Genomic DNA, 15,914 nt, shown 5'->3' with positions numbered 1-15,914 from the left:
CTATGCAGATTTCTCCAAGTCTGATATTCCTTGGGATTGGTATCGGGATTTTTTTGATTATTCTTATCTTTCTCACCACCCGATATAAAAAGGTTCGAGGTGAAGGCGACGCACTAATTGTCAATGGACTGCATGCCACGCGCGCTTCTCTAACTGGTACTTTTGTATGGCCAGTGATCAACAAATTTGAGTTTATGGATATTACTCGTAAGAAGATCTCTGTTGTTCGAAGTGGACGCAAAGATCAAGAAGGCGAAGAATACGAAGGCCTTCATTGCCGAGACAACATTCGTGCGGACCTTAAAGTTGATTTCTACATCGGTGTGAATCACGAAGAAGAAGATATTGTTCGTGTTGCTAAACTTTTTACTGCTCATGATGCTTCTAACCTAGATCGCCTAAAAGAGCACTTCCAACCTAAGTTCTCTGAAGCACTGAAAACGGCAGTAAAACAGTTTGAATTTGAAGAGCTGTTAACGAATCGCCGCGCTTTCCGCGATGCCGTTGTTGAAGTCATCGGTAGCGAAATGGATGGCTTTAAAATCTACGACGTTGTTATCGATAAAGTTGACCAAACCGCGCTGGACGCCCATAGCCCGGGCAACATTCTTGACGTAGAAGGTATCCGTAAGATCTCTGCCATCACAGCGCAAAAGAATACGGAAACCAACGCGATTCGTCAGGATGAACGCACAACGATCAAGAAGAAAAATGTTGAAGCTGAAGCAAACCGCTTACAGCTTGATAAGCAAGAAAAAGAGAGTATTGCCCGCACTCAGCGTGAAATCGATATTATCAAAGCGCAAGAAGAAGCGTTGGCCGCTGAAAAACGTGAAGAATATGAGCGAATCACTAAGCTAGCGGAGCTGGAAACTGAAGAAGAAGTTGCCAAGAAGCGCGAAAGCGTCGAGATGGAAGTCGAGATGACGCGTATCGCAAACCAACGTCAAGTGGCAATTCAACAAGAAGAATTGAACCGTTCAGTAGAGACTGAGCGAGTTCGTACTTCTACGGAGGTTGCTGAGCGAGAAATGCAGAAAGAGACGACGGTAGAAGAAGCGATGAAGTCTGTCGCGGAAACTCGTTCTCAGCGTGTAGAAATCGAACGTAAGATTGCTCGCGAAGAAGAAGAGACGGAAAACCTACGCGTTAATGAGCGAGTTAACCGTGAAAAACGCATCAAACTGACGGAAGCAGAAGCGGTTGCTGAATCTGCACAGATTGAACTGCTGGTTGCCGCTCGTGCAGAGAAAGATGCCGCTCGCGAACGTTCTGAACGTATTTTGATTGAGAACGAAGCTGAGCTGAAAGTGAAAACGCGTGATGCGGAAAACGAGCTAGCGGTGAAGACACGTCAAGCCGAAGCGGAACAAGTAGTGACGACCAAGCGTGCAGAAGCTGAGTTTGTGGCGAAAGACCGTGAAGCTGCAGCAAAAGAGCGTATGGCACAGGCAGAAAAAGAGCTGATCAGTGCTACGGGTCTTGCTGAAGTGGAAGTTGAGCGCGAGCGTGCACTTGCGATCAAAGAGACGGGTGAAGCAGAAGCTTACACCTTACAAAGTGCCGGTGAAGCGGAAGCGCAAGCTCTACGTGCTAAAGGCCTGGCAGAAGCAGAAGCTCAGACAGCTCGCTTTGAGGCGGCTCAGCAATACGATGATCACACCCGTGAACACGACAAGTGGGTGATGCAGTTGCAACAAGAGAAAGACCTTGAATTGGCGCGCATTGATGCTCAGAAAACCGTGGTTGGGGCGAACGCTCAAGCCTTGGGTGAGGCGCTATCGAAAGCCGATATCCGTTTGTTTGGTGGTGAAGGAATGGAGCAAATCCGTCGCACTATCATGGATGCCGCTGTCGTCGATGCGAAGTTTAATGAATCAGAGGTTCTTAACCCACTGGTCTCAGATTATGTGAATGGCAACCGTAGCCTGCCGCAAGACATCAAAGACGTGTTAGAGAGTACAGAACTGAAAAGCAGTGACTTGAGTAATGTCGCGCTCGCGAGTTTACTGAATTCACAAGGTGGCGCTGCGGAGCTAATGAAGAAAATCCAAAGCTCCCTAGATACGACAACCAGCGATAAATCATAATTTTCACTCTCTCTAAAAAATCCCGCTTCTTCGAAAGCGGGATTTATAGGTATTAGCATGTCAGATATGACTCAAAAAGCGGTGAGTGATGCTGGTGCATACGATGTTTTAAAGACGCGTTTGTTGCAGCAAGGCAGCCAGCTAAAGTCTCTCTCCCAATCCTTCAATCAGCAACGCCAAGAAACGTTTGGCGGCCAAGATTTTAAATTGATCGGCAAGGTCAATGTTCAAACCGATGCTAAGTGCATTCCAATCGATATGGCTCAGGTAAATCAGCATTTATTGTTCGGTTATCATGTGCAAGTTGGGATGAAAGCGACGCCTTCATTAGACGATGTGTTTGGGCTTTATCACCTCCATGAAAATGAAGGGACATTTCGTGTTGAGCCGCTTCCACTTGAATCCAGTTTTTTATCCGATTCCCGTTTTACCCATGAATTGACGGAACTGTTTACTTACTACCGAGACGCAAAGCTTTCTCAAATCTCTCGTCAAGAAAGCACGCTTTATATCGCCTTCCAAATTGGCATGCGTCCAGAAGACAGAAAAGTTTTCCGTTTTCAGATCAACGTTCATTCTATCGAGTACATTGATTCCCTAGGTCAGAACGCCTTAACCAGTGTTCCTCAGCATGATTTTGATTGGATCCCAACAACGCGAGATGACCACGTGCTTGGCGATCATCCGCACGTGTCTATTCAAGATAAGTTGTTTGTTGAATGTGTTGGCGGGGACTTAACCATCAAGGTCGAAGACAATACCAAAGATGGTAAAGGTATCTATAGAGAAGACGTTGAAGACCCACACCAAAGCGTGGCTGACGCACACATCGATTACGCGTTTGTCGGAGACTTAATTGCGCTACGAGTAAAGCCAAACCGAGAAAAGCACGCTCGATACTTCCTCTACAATTCAGTGACTCAGTCCGTCGTAAGGGCTGATGCATTAGGGGGAAGCGCAAAAACGCTACCTGAAGATCATGGCGTGCTGTACGCCAATGGCTACGTATTATCAAATGGCGAAGACAAACAGTTCGCCTTTGACGCTGACCAGCTCAAGTTCTTCCAGCAGATCACGTCACCGAATGGAGAGGACATTCTTTATATCTTTTTCAACGCCGTTGAAGGTTATTACATCGCGTACACCTACAACTTGATTGAGAAGAAATTTGAAGCACCAATGGAGAGCCACGGTTACAGCTTATACCCAGATGGCCGCTGGTTAGTGTTTCAATTGTCTGAGAATGAAGAGGCGTCGACCATCCACCCAATGAGAATTTGGGATACGCCGTTTTCTACCCCAGAGCACTATGCGAAAGTCAACGCGCAAACCCAAGGCAGCAGTCCGCTGTTCAATCTTGGTAATACTGAGTTGGTTCGAGCGTTGTCTTCTGTTCTTTCGATTTGCCAATTAGCGCAGAGTGAAGAAGTAACCCAAGCGGCCTATGAAGTACTTATCAAGCAGTGTCGCTCGACCCTAGATCACTACACTTGGCTCAATCATGATTACGCTTGCGGAATAGGCAGTGCGATCAATGAACTCATGGGGACTACCGATAAGATCATCGATGAGTTTGCCAAAGTTCAGCAGTTACAAAAACATGCTTCAAGCAGCCTTGATGAGCAAAAATCGGCAGTTTCCGAGCTCATTGGCAAAATCAAACTGGCCCCAAAAGAGCAAGCGAACACATTGCTGAGTTTGCTTAGTGAAGTAAAAGGGCAAGTCGGTGTGACTATGTCGCTCCGTCAGCAACATTACATTGATGAAGTTCAAGTTGACCGTTTGCTTGAGGAATTACAGACACAGCGTGAGTCACTTAACCTGCATTTGCTCACTCTTCTTCAAGACGAAAAAGCGTACGTCCCTTTCAAGAGGCAAATTCAAAAAATTGAATTACAGCTCGAAGAAGTAACCAAAACGGCGGAGATTCAGAAGCTTAATGAAGAAGTGGAAACGCTTCGTCATGAGCTCCAGATAGTGACGGAAGAAGTCACGGACATCGAAACCGAAGACCCGACACAAGCAACTCGAATCTTAGACCTCACCACAGAAGTAACGTCGCTACTTAACACTGTTTCAGCCAAGCTAAGAGCAAAATCTCAAAGCTTACAAAGTGAAGAAGCTCAAGCGGAATTCAGTGCTCAATTTAAGCTGCTCAGCCAGTCTGTGAGCAGTGCAATGGAGCAAGCGTTAACGCCAGATGATTGTGATACCCAGCTTGCTAAGCTCGTTGGGCAACTGGATAAGTTAGAGTCGCGCTTCGCGGATTTCGACCAGTTTTTAAGCGAGATTTATTCAAAGCGTGATGAGATCCAATCAACGTTGGATAACCACAAGCAGCAGCTCATTGCAGGTCAACAACGTCGAGTACAAAACTTACTTCAAGCTGCCAACGTCACCATGAGCAGCATAGAAAAACGCGTTGAGCGATTCGATGATGTTGCAGGGCTGAACAGCTACTTTGCCACCGACGCAATGGTTCTCAAGCTACAACAGTTGTCTCAGACTATTCGTGAGCTTGGCGACAGTGTCAAAGCAGACAGCGTTGACTCAAAATTGAAGTCGCTTCAAGACCAATCGCTACGTGCATTACGAGATAACCAAGACATCTTCGAGAAAGGTGGAACGGTTCTGCGCTTGGGCAAGCATAGATTTAGCGTCAACCAGCAACCACTTGACCTCAGCTTGGTCGATCAAAGTGGTGAGTTGGCGCTACACATCTCCGGTACGGATTTTTACCAAGCGGTAGAAGACAAAGCATTTCTCGATCTGCAAACCGTCTCTCGTTTAGACGTTGCCTCAGAGAGTGAGGAAGTCTATCGAGCGGAGTATCTGGCGTACTTAATCTTGCATCAAGCGTCTATCAATCAAGATGGGCAGAGCCTAGATAAGCTTTATGATGCCTTGAGAGAAAATCAGTTGAACGAACTTGTTCAACGCTTTGCAGCACCACGTTATCGAGAAGGGTATGTCAAAGGTATCCACGATCATGATGCGGTCAACATTTTACGTAAAGTGCTGCCTGTTTATCAGCAAGCGGGGTTACTGCGTTACAGCCAAACCGCGCGCTCGAAGGCCATCTTGTGGCTATTAGAGCAAGATGCTGACCAAATAGATCATTATCAACAACAGGCGCAAAACGCGAAGTTATTGCGAGAGCATTTAAATGCATCGCAAGCGTATCAAGAGCTGCAAAAACAACTGGTTGATTCCCTAAATGATGATCAACATGAAGCCGCTGACTACCTTGCGCAGCTATTGAGTGAGCAAGATTGGCAAATCGAAGTGAGTCAGGATTCCCTTTCTCTCTGCGAAGATTATTTGCAATTTAGACGCAGTTTGGGCTGGCAACCTCAACCGCTCAGTTTTACCGAGTCATTTAACGATCATCATCAGTGGTTAAGTGCGTACACTGCGAAAAAGCAATACGGTCAGGCATTCGTATGCGAAGCGGCGACGGTGGCAGTGGTGAATACCTTGTCTGAGAAAAGGCTAGCCAGTGTCGACTTTTCATTGGTGTGTCATGTCGAAGGGTTACTGGGAGAGCACACCCTAATTAGTAAAGGCAGTTTAGATCTCGTATTGGATGACTTTATTCAAAGAAACGAACATCACCGAAGCTCTGTGGTTCCGAGCTTTGAAGCTTATCTATCCCAGCGCACCCAGTTGTTGAGTGCTGCTAAAGAAGATTTCCGTCTTAGTGAGTTTAAACCTCGCCCATTAACGTCATTTGTGCGCAACAAGCTGATCAGTGAGAGTTACTTACCTCTTATTGGCGACAACTTTGCTAAGCAAATGGGCACGTTAGGCGATAAAAAGCGTACTGACTTGATGGGGATGCTACTTCTTATCTCTCCGCCTGGTTATGGTAAAACGACGTTAATTGAGTATGTTGCACACAAATTAGGTTTGGTGTTCATGAAGATCAATGGCCCATCCATCGGTCATCAAGCGACATCCCTCGACCCCGCTGACGCCCCTGATCAAAATGCGGCTCGCGAAATTGAGAAAATTAACCTCGCTTTCGAGATGGGCAACAACGTGTTGCTGTACTTGGATGATATTCAACATACCCATCCCGAATTCTTACAGAAATTCATCTCACTCTGTGATGGCACGCGTCGCATAGAAGGCACTTGGAAAGGGAAAACGAAAACCTACGACATGCGCGGCAAAAAGTTTGCTGTCGTGATGGCGGGTAACCCGTACACCGAGAGTGGCGAAGCATTCAGAGTCCCAGATATGTTGGCTAACCGTGCGGACATCTACAACCTCGGTGATATGCTCTCTGACCAGAAATCGATCTTCGATTTAAGCTTTATCGAAAACTCGCTCACCTCCAACAACGTGCTTGCGCCTTTAGCAACGCGAGACCTGAATGATTTGTACCGCTTTGTCAGAATGGCAGAGGGAGAAAGCATCGCGCTGAGTGAGATGAGCCATTCTTATTCTGCGATCGAATCGGGCGAGATCGTGACAACCTTGCAAAAACTGATCATGGCGCAGCAAATTGTCTTGAAGGTGAATCAGCAGTACATCAAGTCAGCCGCAACCGCGGATCAGTATCGTGTCGAACCTCCGTTCAAGCTGCAAGGCTCGTATCGAAACATGAATAAACTGGCGGAGAAAATCTCGTCAGTGATGACCGACCAAGAGATGAATACGCTGCTTCAAGATCACTATCAGGGTGAAGCACAAACGCTGGCCGCGGGCACTGAGGAAAACCTACTCAAGCTTGCAGAGCTGCGTGGTGACATGACGGATGAACAGCAAGCACGTTGGTCTGAAATCAAAGAAGGGTATCAGCGTCAGCAAATGATGGGTGATTCCGAAGACCGAGCAGGACAGGTTGTGCAGCAACTTGCTATGTTGAATCAGCATGTTGCTCGATTTGGTCGTCATGATCAGGAGGGGAGCTAAATGAATCGACAGAAATGGTCTGCGTGGCTAGAGGCTTCGATACAAGATTACCGCCTAGATGATAGTGAGCGAAGAGAGCTCCAATCGGAGCTGCAGGACTCGGTATTAAGTCATGAAGACCGCGCCTACCTGCGTAATATGAGCTTTAAGCTCGTGCAGCAAGAAATCCAAAATCAAGGTGATGCAGCCGCTTTAGTTCGTTGGTTGGAGCGCGTGGTCAAGGTTTTAGACAATGTTATGAGTGAGAACTCGGCAGACACCGCGTCGAGCTGGTTTTCTCCGGGGAGAGCGTGTGCGTCCGGCATCATTGAACAGCTGAAGCTGGCTCGTCACTCGGTGGACATTTGTGTTTTCACTATCGCGGATAACGACTTAACCGATCAGATCCTCGCCGCGCATAAAAGAGGCGTGGCGGTCCGAATCGTGACCGACAACGACAAGATGTACGATAAAGGCAGTGATGTTGAATACCTTGCAGCACAGGGCGTGGCGGTCAAAATTGATACGACTCGATACCATATGCACCATAAGTTCGCGATCTTCGACCAACAGAGGTTGATCAATGGCAGCTTTAACTGGACACGCAGCGCTTCTAAATATAATCAGGAAGATATCACGCTTACCGACGACCGCAGGTTTGTATCTGCGTTCTTAAGACAATTTGAAACGCTATGGCAGAAGTTTCCTTGCCATAAGCCGTCATAAATATAGGGAGATCACATGACCGAATTGATGAATTCTGAACATCAGGTACTTGAGGTGAATGCTACTCCTCAAATCGTCGCACTCGCAGAGCAATTTGATGCGTTTGATAGCGTAGCGACGATCACTTTTGGTAAAGACGCGCTGGAAAAAATCACCGCTTTCTCTGACGAAGTATTAGAGCAAGTTCGTGTTCGCGACAGTGGTGAAGCGGGCGATATTTTGCATGCAATGGTATCGTCCATGGACAGCGCTGAATTTTCAAATTTAGGCAAAACCAGCTTGTTATCGAGGCTTCCTTTAGTCGGTGAGCTTTTTGATTCATTCAAAAAATTCTCGGCAAGTTTTGATTCAGTGAAAAGCCAATTGGAACAGCTTTCAGGACGTTTAGAAGCACAAGAGATGAAGTTGGCTCATGATATTAGCCAGCTCGATACGCTCTATGACCATAATTTAGAGTTGCTCGGCGGATTAGAGCAGTACATCGCCGCTGGTAAGTACAAGTTAAACCAGCTTACGCAAAATGTATTACCAAGCTTACTGGCACAATCTGAGCAAAGTGGTGACGCGTTAGATGCCCAGAAATACCGTGATGCGACTCAAGCCGTTGCGCGTTTAGAAAAGCGCGTGCATAACCTTGAGCTCACTCGCCTTGCTGCTATCCAAACCGCACCTCAGATTCGATTGTCTCAAGAAGGCAATAAAATGCTGATGGAAGACATTCAAGATATCGTGCACAACACTTTCCCATTGTGGAAGCGCCAATTCTTGATTGCGATTTCCAATTATGAAAAAGAGAAAGCGTTGAAGGTAACGCGTGCGGTGAAGGATTACACCAATAAGCAATATGTGCAAAACGCAGAGAAACTGAAGGCGTTAGAAGAACAAATTGCAGAAAACTACCAGCGTGGCATTCTCGATCTCAATTCTCTAGAGACCGTGAATCAACTGACGATAGAAACGTTGAACAATACGCTATCGCGAGTGAAGGAAGGCAGAGCGCAACGCGAGCAGGCTCAACAAGTGATTGAGCGAGCAGAGGCAGAACTTAAACAAGCTCTTGAGCAAACCTTGTAAGGTGAACCATCGAGAAATCACCCCCTATACTCATTTCTCATGTACTTTTAACTGGTACTGAAAGTAGGGGGTATTTTACTTCCAGCTTTGAATCTCTTCTTTGTAATTGATTTTTGTCCATCTCAATAGAATATTGTTACAACTTTTCTTATACGCCAAACTCATTCATGACCGTTGTCATCTAAGAGGAGTTCGCTAACTAGGTACTGACTAATATGGAAGAAACGGTGAACTACTGAGATACTTTTGATTTCGGTAACGCAGACTACTGGTGGCTACTGATGCCCGCTACTACCTATAAGTCGCAGACTGATTTAGCATAGTGTTTACTCCTTAGGTTTACCTTTTAGGATACTGTCCTAGACACCATGCTAAGCCCTCTCAAACCTTTTGGTTGGAGAGGGCTTTTTTCGTTTTGGATGACCACCTCAGAATGCCCCGATTTCCTTATGAAAATTTCCCAATGAGCGAATTGAGCTAAAGATCAGAATTTAGAGATCAGTCGCCAGCTTGTCGAAGATTCTATCTTTGGGATGAGGTAAACTCTGCATTCCAAAATAGTTCAGGGATAAACTATGAGCAGTGTTGTAGATCAGGAAAAGTTAATGAATTCGAAACGAACAGCGACACCGACGAAAGTACTGTGTGTTGGGCGTAACTATGTCGATCATATTGAAGAACTTAACAACGCGATTCCAGACGTTATGGTGGTGTTCAATAAACCCTGTACTAGCGTAACTTCTTCCCTCTCTTCTTTTCATCAGGAAGCCCTGCACTATGAAGCAGAAATTTGTTTCATCGTTGAAAACGGTCAATATTCAGCAGTAGGTCTAGGGTTAGATCTGACTAAGCGCGAGCTGCAAATCAGCTTGAAAGCGAAAGGCTTGCCTTGGGAGCGCGCTAAAGCATTTGATGGTTCTGCCGTTCTTAGCCGCTTTGTTCCAATAACAAACTTGGATCTCGCAGACTTAAATCTAGAGCTGTTTATTAACTGTGTTCGTGTTCAGAAAGGACACGTTGAGCAGATGCTATATTCCCCACAAACAATCCTCGAAGAGCTCTCTTCTTACACGACTTTGCTAGATGGCGATGTAGTTATGACGGGCACCCCTAAAGGTGTAGGAGAAGTGCACCAAGGTGATATTTTCCTAGGTCGCCTTAAGTGTGGTGAGACAACATTGATAGAGATAGAGTGGGTCGCGAGTTAATTATTGTTATCGGTTTAGTTAATAATTTTGGCAAATTTTATGATGTTGGTTTTTAATTCTATATTTTTGCCACGGTACAACTGATTGCATCTGGAAGGGTATTGGTAATTGATATAAAATCCGCATCCATTTTTATCAATGCTAAACCCCATGATCGATTTAACCATTCTGCCTGTGTACTTGACTGCTGTCGTCGCTCTTCTTCTTTTACCTGGCCCTGATATGTTGCTGATTGCTAGCTCAAGTATGAGTTATGGTCGCAAGGTTGGTGTCTTTGCGAGCTTAGGTAACGCGACTTCAGGGATCATTCTTACTGTTTTAGCGGCTATGGGCGTATCTGCATTAATCGCAATGAGCCCCGTTGCTTTGAACGCTCTGCACTTATTAGGTGGCACATACTTGCTAAAAATGGGGTGGGACTGTTTACGAACAGAGCAGGGAAATGCGCCTGAACTGACTGATAATTTCGCTGCAAAGGCTTACTACCAAAGAGCGTTGATCAGTAACCTGCTTAATCCTAAAGCCTTGGTATTCTTTGTGATGTTTTTGCCTCAGTTCGTGTCGACAAATATTGAGGCGACATCGGGCGAGCAGATGTTGGTGCTCGGCTTATTGCTGAACGTTCTAGGCTTAATGTTCAACTTCTTACTTGTGGCGTTAGTAGGAAATATCGGTAAGTCACTGGTAGAGAATGCTAAGTTTCGTACCTATCAACAGAAAGTGATGGGTGGCGTATTTGTTGTGTTAGCGGTTTGGATGCTGTCTTCTTTCTTCACTTCATAAGCACCAACCAAGCCCTATTAATTGTAATCAAATGTTTAAAGAAAAATGGACGCTTAGTGCGTCCATTTTTTGTTTTAGCTGATTCATTTTGAATGCGCTTATCCGCTAAGAGTTCAGTTCTTTCTGGTGCTGTTCGATGAGTTTATCCATATATTCTTCGCCTCGCTGACGAGTATCGTCATAGGTTTCTGTCTTCTCAAACTTTGTTACGGTCTCGTAATAAACCTTAACCTTTGGCTCTGTGCCCGAAGGGCGGACGATAATGCGAGAACCATCTTCGAGATGATAGATGAGTACGTCACTCGCAGGGAGGTTTATTGCTTCTGTTACACCACATGTAACAAAGCGTAGTGAAGACTGAAGATCTTCAATCACAGATATCGCTGTGCCATTGATTGTTTTTGGTTGTGCTGCGCGAAGTTTAGAGCCAATTGAAGGTGAATCAGGGTCCAGTGCGATGCTGCGTTGTGCATTGGTATGAACACCATGTTCAAAGGAAATCTGAGCCAGAAGATCCCAGACTGTCCGACCTTGAGATTTTAACTCTTCGACCAATTGTGCAAAAACGACAATGGCTGACAAACCGTCTTTATCGCGGACTTGAGTACCAATCGTATAGCCTAGCGCCTCTTCATAGGCGAATAGGAATTCGTTTTGTTCATCTTCCAACTGCATGCCAATGTTAGCTAACCATTTAAACCCGGTCAGAGTTTGGAAGTAGGTAGCACCGTGAGAGTTAGCGACTTTCTCAAGCAGGGTAGACGATACGATACTGTTGCCGACCAATTGGTTGTTAGAGTGCGGCTTTGACAGTAAGTAATGTGCAAATAGCACGCCTACTTGGTCACCCGTTAACATTTTGTATGAGTCATCGTTTGTTCTTACTGCAACCGCAAATCGGTCCGCATCAGGGTCATTAGCACAAGCAATATCCGCATCGACGCTTTTTGCTAGTTTAACCACAAGGTCCATTGCCCCTTTTTCTTCTGGGTTAGGGAAGTTCACAGTTGGGAAGTGGCCATCAGGCTCTCTTTGCTCTGCAACGCTAAATACCTTGTGGAAACCCGAATCATGGAGAAGATCTTCTGCCATTTGTGCGCCGACGCCATGCATTGCTGTGTAAGCGATAATGGTATTAGCCGATTCAATGTCGTTCTTTACAAATGGGCTTTGGTTGATCGCCGCGCGATAGGTTTGATAGTAACCCTCGGTGAGCCACACTAACTTGCCTTGTGTTTCCGCATCACTGAGACTCATCAAAGGGATGGGCTTAGTCGCTGCGGAGTTAATTTCAGCGGCAATACCAGCATCATGAGGCGGTATAATTTGTGCGCCATTTTCCCAGTATACCTTGAAGCCATTATATTCCGGTGGGTTGTGGCTAGCAGTTACCACAACGGCAGCAGCTGCGTTGAAATGCTCGATACCAAAAGCAACGATAGGGGTCGCGGCAACATTCGATGTTAGATAAACCTTGATGCCTAAAGCCGTTAGTACCGAAGCGGTATCAATAGCGAATTGCTTTGAATCTAATCGGCCATCATAGCCTACAACGACACCTCTCATGGTCGCGTTGTGCACATGTTCAATTAGATAGTGACCGAGCCCAGTTGCGGTTTCTTGAATGACTAAGCGGTTCATTCTGTTTGGGCCACATCCTACTTTGCCTCGAAGACCCGCTGTTCCAAATTCTAATCGCTGCGTAAAGCGGTCTTCTAATTCGTCATGCATTCCCTCGTCGATGAGGTGTTGTAGCTCTTCACGAGTTCTTGGATCTGGGTCTCTCGCTAACCAATTCATAGCATCTTGCATAATTACTGAACCTTTTAATGTCGGTATAACTTACTGTTGGGATTAATCTAAGTAATATTGATTATCATTTCCATGAAGGCAATCGTAAAACTCGATTTAAATAAACTCCAACGGCAAAGACATGTCGGCTAAGCCATTCTAAATAATTGACTATTTTGTAAGTAAACTTACCTTGAACAATTAGATATCACTAACTAGCCTTTTACATAAATATAACAAAATTGAATAGTTTCGCCGTTTTTGAATCTTTCGTTAAAACCTAAGGACTTTTTGAGACGTATAAGTCGATAATTAAGACTGGAGTGTTCAGTCCTCAAGGGCTGTGCCGATGCGAGTAGTAGATTGAGATTCAGCCTTTTCATGCGAAGCCGGTATAGCAATGAATGTTGTTCGGTTCGCTACGACGTTTTGGTCGAATATATCCAATTAGGAAGGATAAGGAGAGATCTTTTGAAAAGATTACTGGTTAGGCTAGGGTGGCTGTTGAATAGTTTTGTTGTGCTACTGGCATCGTTCTCGGCGAATGCGAACAGTGAATACAACATGACCCAAGGTGTAACAGAGATAAGCGGACAAGTCTACGAGCTCCACATGCTGATCTTCTACATCTGCTGTGCAATCGCCTTTGTGGTTTTCGGGGTGATGTTTTATTCGATTCTAAGGCACCGAAAGTCGAAGGGCGTTGTGGCTGCTCATTTTCATGAAAGTACCAAAGTCGAGATCCTCTGGACCATTATCCCAATCATTATTCTCATCGCTATGGCGATTCCCGCTACTAAAACCTTGATAGCGATGGAAGACACTTCCCAATCCGAACTTACCGTTAAGATCACGGGTTCACAATGGAAATGGCACTACAGCTATTTCGGTGAAGATGTTGAGTTCTTCAGTTTGCTCGCGACCAGCGACAAAGAAATTGAAGGTATTGAAGTAAAAGGGGTGCACTATTTGCTGGAGGTTGATAAACCACTTGTGCTGCCCATAGACCGGAAAGTACGGTTCTTAATGACCTCTGACGATGTGATTCACTCTTGGTGGGTACCGGCTTTTGCTGTTAAGAAAGACACCATTCCGGGATTTATTAACGAAGCGTGGACCAAAATTGATGAACCAGGCGTTTACCGAGGACAGTGTGCAGAGCTCTGTGGTCGTGCTCATGGCTTCATGCCGATAGTAGTGCATGCCATGGCAGAAGATGAGTTTGATGTATGGTTAGCAGAACAGAAAGAGCTAACGATTGCCGCACAACAAGCGGCTCAAGATGCATTAGACGCGTCACTTTCGTTGGAAGAGTTGAACACCATAGGTGAAGAGGTATACAAAACTCGATGTGCAGTTTGCCACCAAGCTAACGGCGAAGGGATCCCTGGAGCGTTTCCTGCGATCAAAGGCAGCCCAGTTGCTCTTGGAGATGTGGATGTTCATATCGACACTATTGTTTATGGTCGAGGAGGCTCGGCAATGCAAGCCTTCGATAATCAGTTAACAGAAAGAGAGATTGCTGCAGTCGTAACCTACCAACGAAATGCTTGGGGGAACGATACTGGCGATGTGGTTCAAGCTTCAGATGTTAATGCCTATAAGGTAAAACAATCGGGTGGAGCGGAAGGCTCTGCGGATGAAGCACAAAGTGATGCTAAGGAGCAGCTATGAGTTCACCAATCGAAAAGCCGGTGAAATCGGCGCCTGCAGAAGGTCAGGCTCTAAGTCATACTTTAGACGGTATCCTAGACAGCCATGACTTACCTATGGATGATCATGATTCCCATGCTGACCCAAAAGGGTGGGCGCGTTGGTTGTATTCAACCAATCATAAAGACATAGGTACGCTATATCTGTGGTTCAGTTTCGCTATGTTCCTAACTGGCGGTGCGATGGCGATGGTGATCCGTGCGGAGCTATTCCAACCGGGTCTGCAGCTTGTTGAGCCTGATTTCTTCAACCAGATGACTACAGTTCATGGTTTGATAATGGTATTTGGCGCGGTAATGCCTGCATTCACAGGGCTGGCCAACTGGATGATCCCTATGATGATCGGTGCGCCAGATATGGCGTTACCTCGAATGAACAACCTCAGTTTCTGGATCCTACCTTTCGCCTTCCTAATCTTGATTGGATCTTTGTTTACTGAAGGGGGCGGTCCGAGTTTTGGTTGGACATTCTATGCGCCGCTCTCAACGACGTATGGCCCAGATAGCACGGCGTTGTTTGTATTCTCTGTTCACATCATGGGTATCAGTTCGATCATGGGGGCGATCAATGTCATCGTGACTATCGTAAACATGAGAGCTCCAGGTATGACTTGGTTTAAATTGCCAATGTTTGTTTGGACTTGGTTAATCACAGCTTTCTTGCTGATAGCCGTCATGCCCGTTCTCGCGGGGGCAGTGACCATGGTGTTGACAGACAAATACTTTGGGACGAGCTTCTTCGATGCGGCTGGTGGCGGTGACCCAGTCATGTTCCAGCATATATTTTGGTTCTTTGGTCACCCTGAAGTGTACATCATGATCTTGCCATCCTTTGGTATTGTTTCAGCAATCATCCCAGCATTTAGTGGTAAGCGTTTGTTTGGTTATCACTCAATGGTGTATGCGACCTGTAGTATCGCAATCTTGTCTTTCCTAGTTTGGGCACACCACATGTTCACCACGGGAATGCCCGTCTTTGCTGAGCTGTTCTTCATGTACTGCACCATGTTGATTGCGGTGCCAACTGGGGTGAAAGTCTTTAACTGGGTCGCAACCATGTGGCGAGGCGCATTGACCTTCGAAACCCCAATGCTGTTCACCATTGCGTTTATTGTTTTGTTTACGATAGGCGGTTTATCTGGATTGATGCTGGCTATTGTTCCTGCAGATTTCCAATACCACGACACCTATTTTGTAGTGGCTCACTTCCACTATGTTCTGGTGACTGGTGCCGTGTTCTCGATAATGGCCGCCGCCTATTATTGGTTACCTAAGTGGACAGGACATATGTACGACCACAAGCTCAGTCTATGGCATTTCTGGACGTCAGTAATCTCAGTGAATGTTCTTTTCTTCCCTATGCACTTCCTAGGTTTAGCGGGGATGCCACGTCGTATTCCAGACTACGCTATCCAGTTCGCTGACGTTAACCAAGTGGTATCGATAGGGGGCTTTGCCTTTGGTTTGTCTCAATTGATCTTCTTGTGGTTGGTTATTAAGTGTGTAAGAGGTGGTGAGCCAGCATCAAGCAAGCCATGGGAACGTGCTGAAGGGTTAGAATGGACGTTACCAAGCCCTGCACCTCATCATACCTTTACTCATCCACCTAAAATCGATTAGAGGGATGAGTT

Annotated in this window: 9 protein-coding genes; 8 read left to right on the top strand and 1 reads right to left on the bottom strand. The window is 45.8% G+C overall.

The window, feature by feature from the left end; genetic code table 11:
• The first annotated feature begins 2 nt into the window (after nucleotides 1–2).
• From A3712_RS13160 to A3712_RS13135, 6 genes are all read left to right on the top strand, one after another.
• The gene (locus tag A3712_RS13160; RefSeq protein ID WP_010645911.1) at nucleotides 3–2,090 is read left to right on the top strand and encodes a peptidase; all 2,088 of its coding nucleotides are present in this window, start codon (nucleotides 3–5) and stop codon (nucleotides 2,088–2,090) included.
• A gap of 57 nt (nucleotides 2,091–2,147) precedes the next feature.
• The gene (locus tag A3712_RS13155) at nucleotides 2,148–7,010 is read left to right on the top strand and encodes a DNA repair ATPase (protein WP_063523824.1); all 4,863 of its coding nucleotides are present in this window, start codon (nucleotides 2,148–2,150) and stop codon (nucleotides 7,008–7,010) included.
• The gene (locus A3712_RS13150; protein WP_045383987.1) at nucleotides 7,011–7,715 is read left to right on the top strand and encodes a phospholipase D-like domain-containing protein; all 705 of its coding nucleotides are present in this window, start codon (nucleotides 7,011–7,013) and stop codon (nucleotides 7,713–7,715) included.
• Between the two features lie 15 nt (nucleotides 7,716–7,730).
• Nucleotides 7,731–8,789: a toxic anion resistance protein gene (locus tag A3712_RS13145; RefSeq protein ID WP_063523823.1), complete on the top strand. Its 1,059-nt coding sequence runs from the start codon at nucleotides 7,731–7,733 to the stop codon at nucleotides 8,787–8,789.
• A gap of 575 nt (nucleotides 8,790–9,364) precedes the next feature.
• Entirely contained in the window at nucleotides 9,365–9,997 is a 633-nt protein-coding gene (locus A3712_RS13140; RefSeq protein WP_063523822.1) for a fumarylacetoacetate hydrolase family protein, read from the top strand.
• 150 nt (nucleotides 9,998–10,147) lie between these two features.
• Nucleotides 10,148–10,780, top strand: coding sequence for a LysE family translocator (locus A3712_RS13135; RefSeq protein WP_063523885.1), 633 nt, complete (start codon nucleotides 10,148–10,150; stop codon nucleotides 10,778–10,780).
• 105 nt (nucleotides 10,781–10,885) lie between these two features.
• Here the strand turns inward: A3712_RS13135 and A3712_RS13130 are convergent, their stop codons facing one another.
• On the bottom strand, nucleotides 10,886–12,592 hold the full coding sequence (locus A3712_RS13130; RefSeq protein ID WP_063523821.1) for a phospho-sugar mutase: 1,707 nt from the start codon (nucleotides 12,590–12,592) through the stop codon (nucleotides 10,886–10,888).
• Nucleotides 12,593–13,042: 450 nt separating this feature from the next.
• Here A3712_RS13130 and coxB point away from each other — a divergent pair, with 450 nt between their 5' ends.
• Together coxB and ctaD are read left to right on the top strand one after the other, a co-directional pair.
• Entirely contained in the window at nucleotides 13,043–14,245 is a 1,203-nt protein-coding gene (gene coxB / locus A3712_RS13125; RefSeq protein ID WP_063523820.1) for a cytochrome c oxidase subunit II, read from the top strand.
• Nucleotides 14,242–15,903, top strand: a complete 1,662-nt coding sequence (gene ctaD, locus A3712_RS13120) for a cytochrome c oxidase subunit I (RefSeq protein WP_063523819.1) — start codon at nucleotides 14,242–14,244, stop codon at nucleotides 15,901–15,903. Before coxB ends, ctaD begins: the two co-directional genes overlap by 4 nt.
• Nucleotides 15,904–15,914 lie beyond the last annotated feature (11 nt).

This window comes from Vibrio sp. HI00D65, assembly GCF_001635455.1.
Classification (GTDB): Bacteria; Pseudomonadota; Gammaproteobacteria; order Enterobacterales; family Vibrionaceae; genus Vibrio.
The sequence above is the reverse complement of the archived record's forward strand: the minus strand, read 5'-3'. Positions and strand labels throughout refer to the sequence as shown.

Excerpts from the sequence above, each read along its gene's own strand:
- A3712_RS13160 (WP_010645911.1), top strand. The coding sequence starts at position 3 with ATGCAGATTTCTCCAAGTCTGATATTCCTTGGGATTGGTATCGGGATT.
- A3712_RS13155 (WP_063523824.1), top strand. The coding sequence starts at position 2,148 with ATGTCAGATATGACTCAAAAAGCGGTGAGTGATGCTGGTGCATACGAT.
- A3712_RS13150 (WP_045383987.1), top strand. The coding sequence starts at position 7,011 with ATGAATCGACAGAAATGGTCTGCGTGGCTAGAGGCTTCGATACAAGAT.
- A3712_RS13145 (WP_063523823.1), top strand. The coding sequence starts at position 7,731 with ATGACCGAATTGATGAATTCTGAACATCAGGTACTTGAGGTGAATGCT.
- A3712_RS13140 (WP_063523822.1), top strand. The coding sequence starts at position 9,365 with ATGAGCAGTGTTGTAGATCAGGAAAAGTTAATGAATTCGAAACGAACA.
- A3712_RS13135 (WP_063523885.1), top strand. The coding sequence starts at position 10,148 with ATGATCGATTTAACCATTCTGCCTGTGTACTTGACTGCTGTCGTCGCT.
- A3712_RS13130 (WP_063523821.1), bottom strand. The coding sequence starts at position 12,592 with ATGCAAGATGCTATGAATTGGTTAGCGAGAGACCCAGATCCAAGAACT.
- ctaD (WP_063523819.1), top strand. The coding sequence starts at position 14,242 with ATGAGTTCACCAATCGAAAAGCCGGTGAAATCGGCGCCTGCAGAAGGT.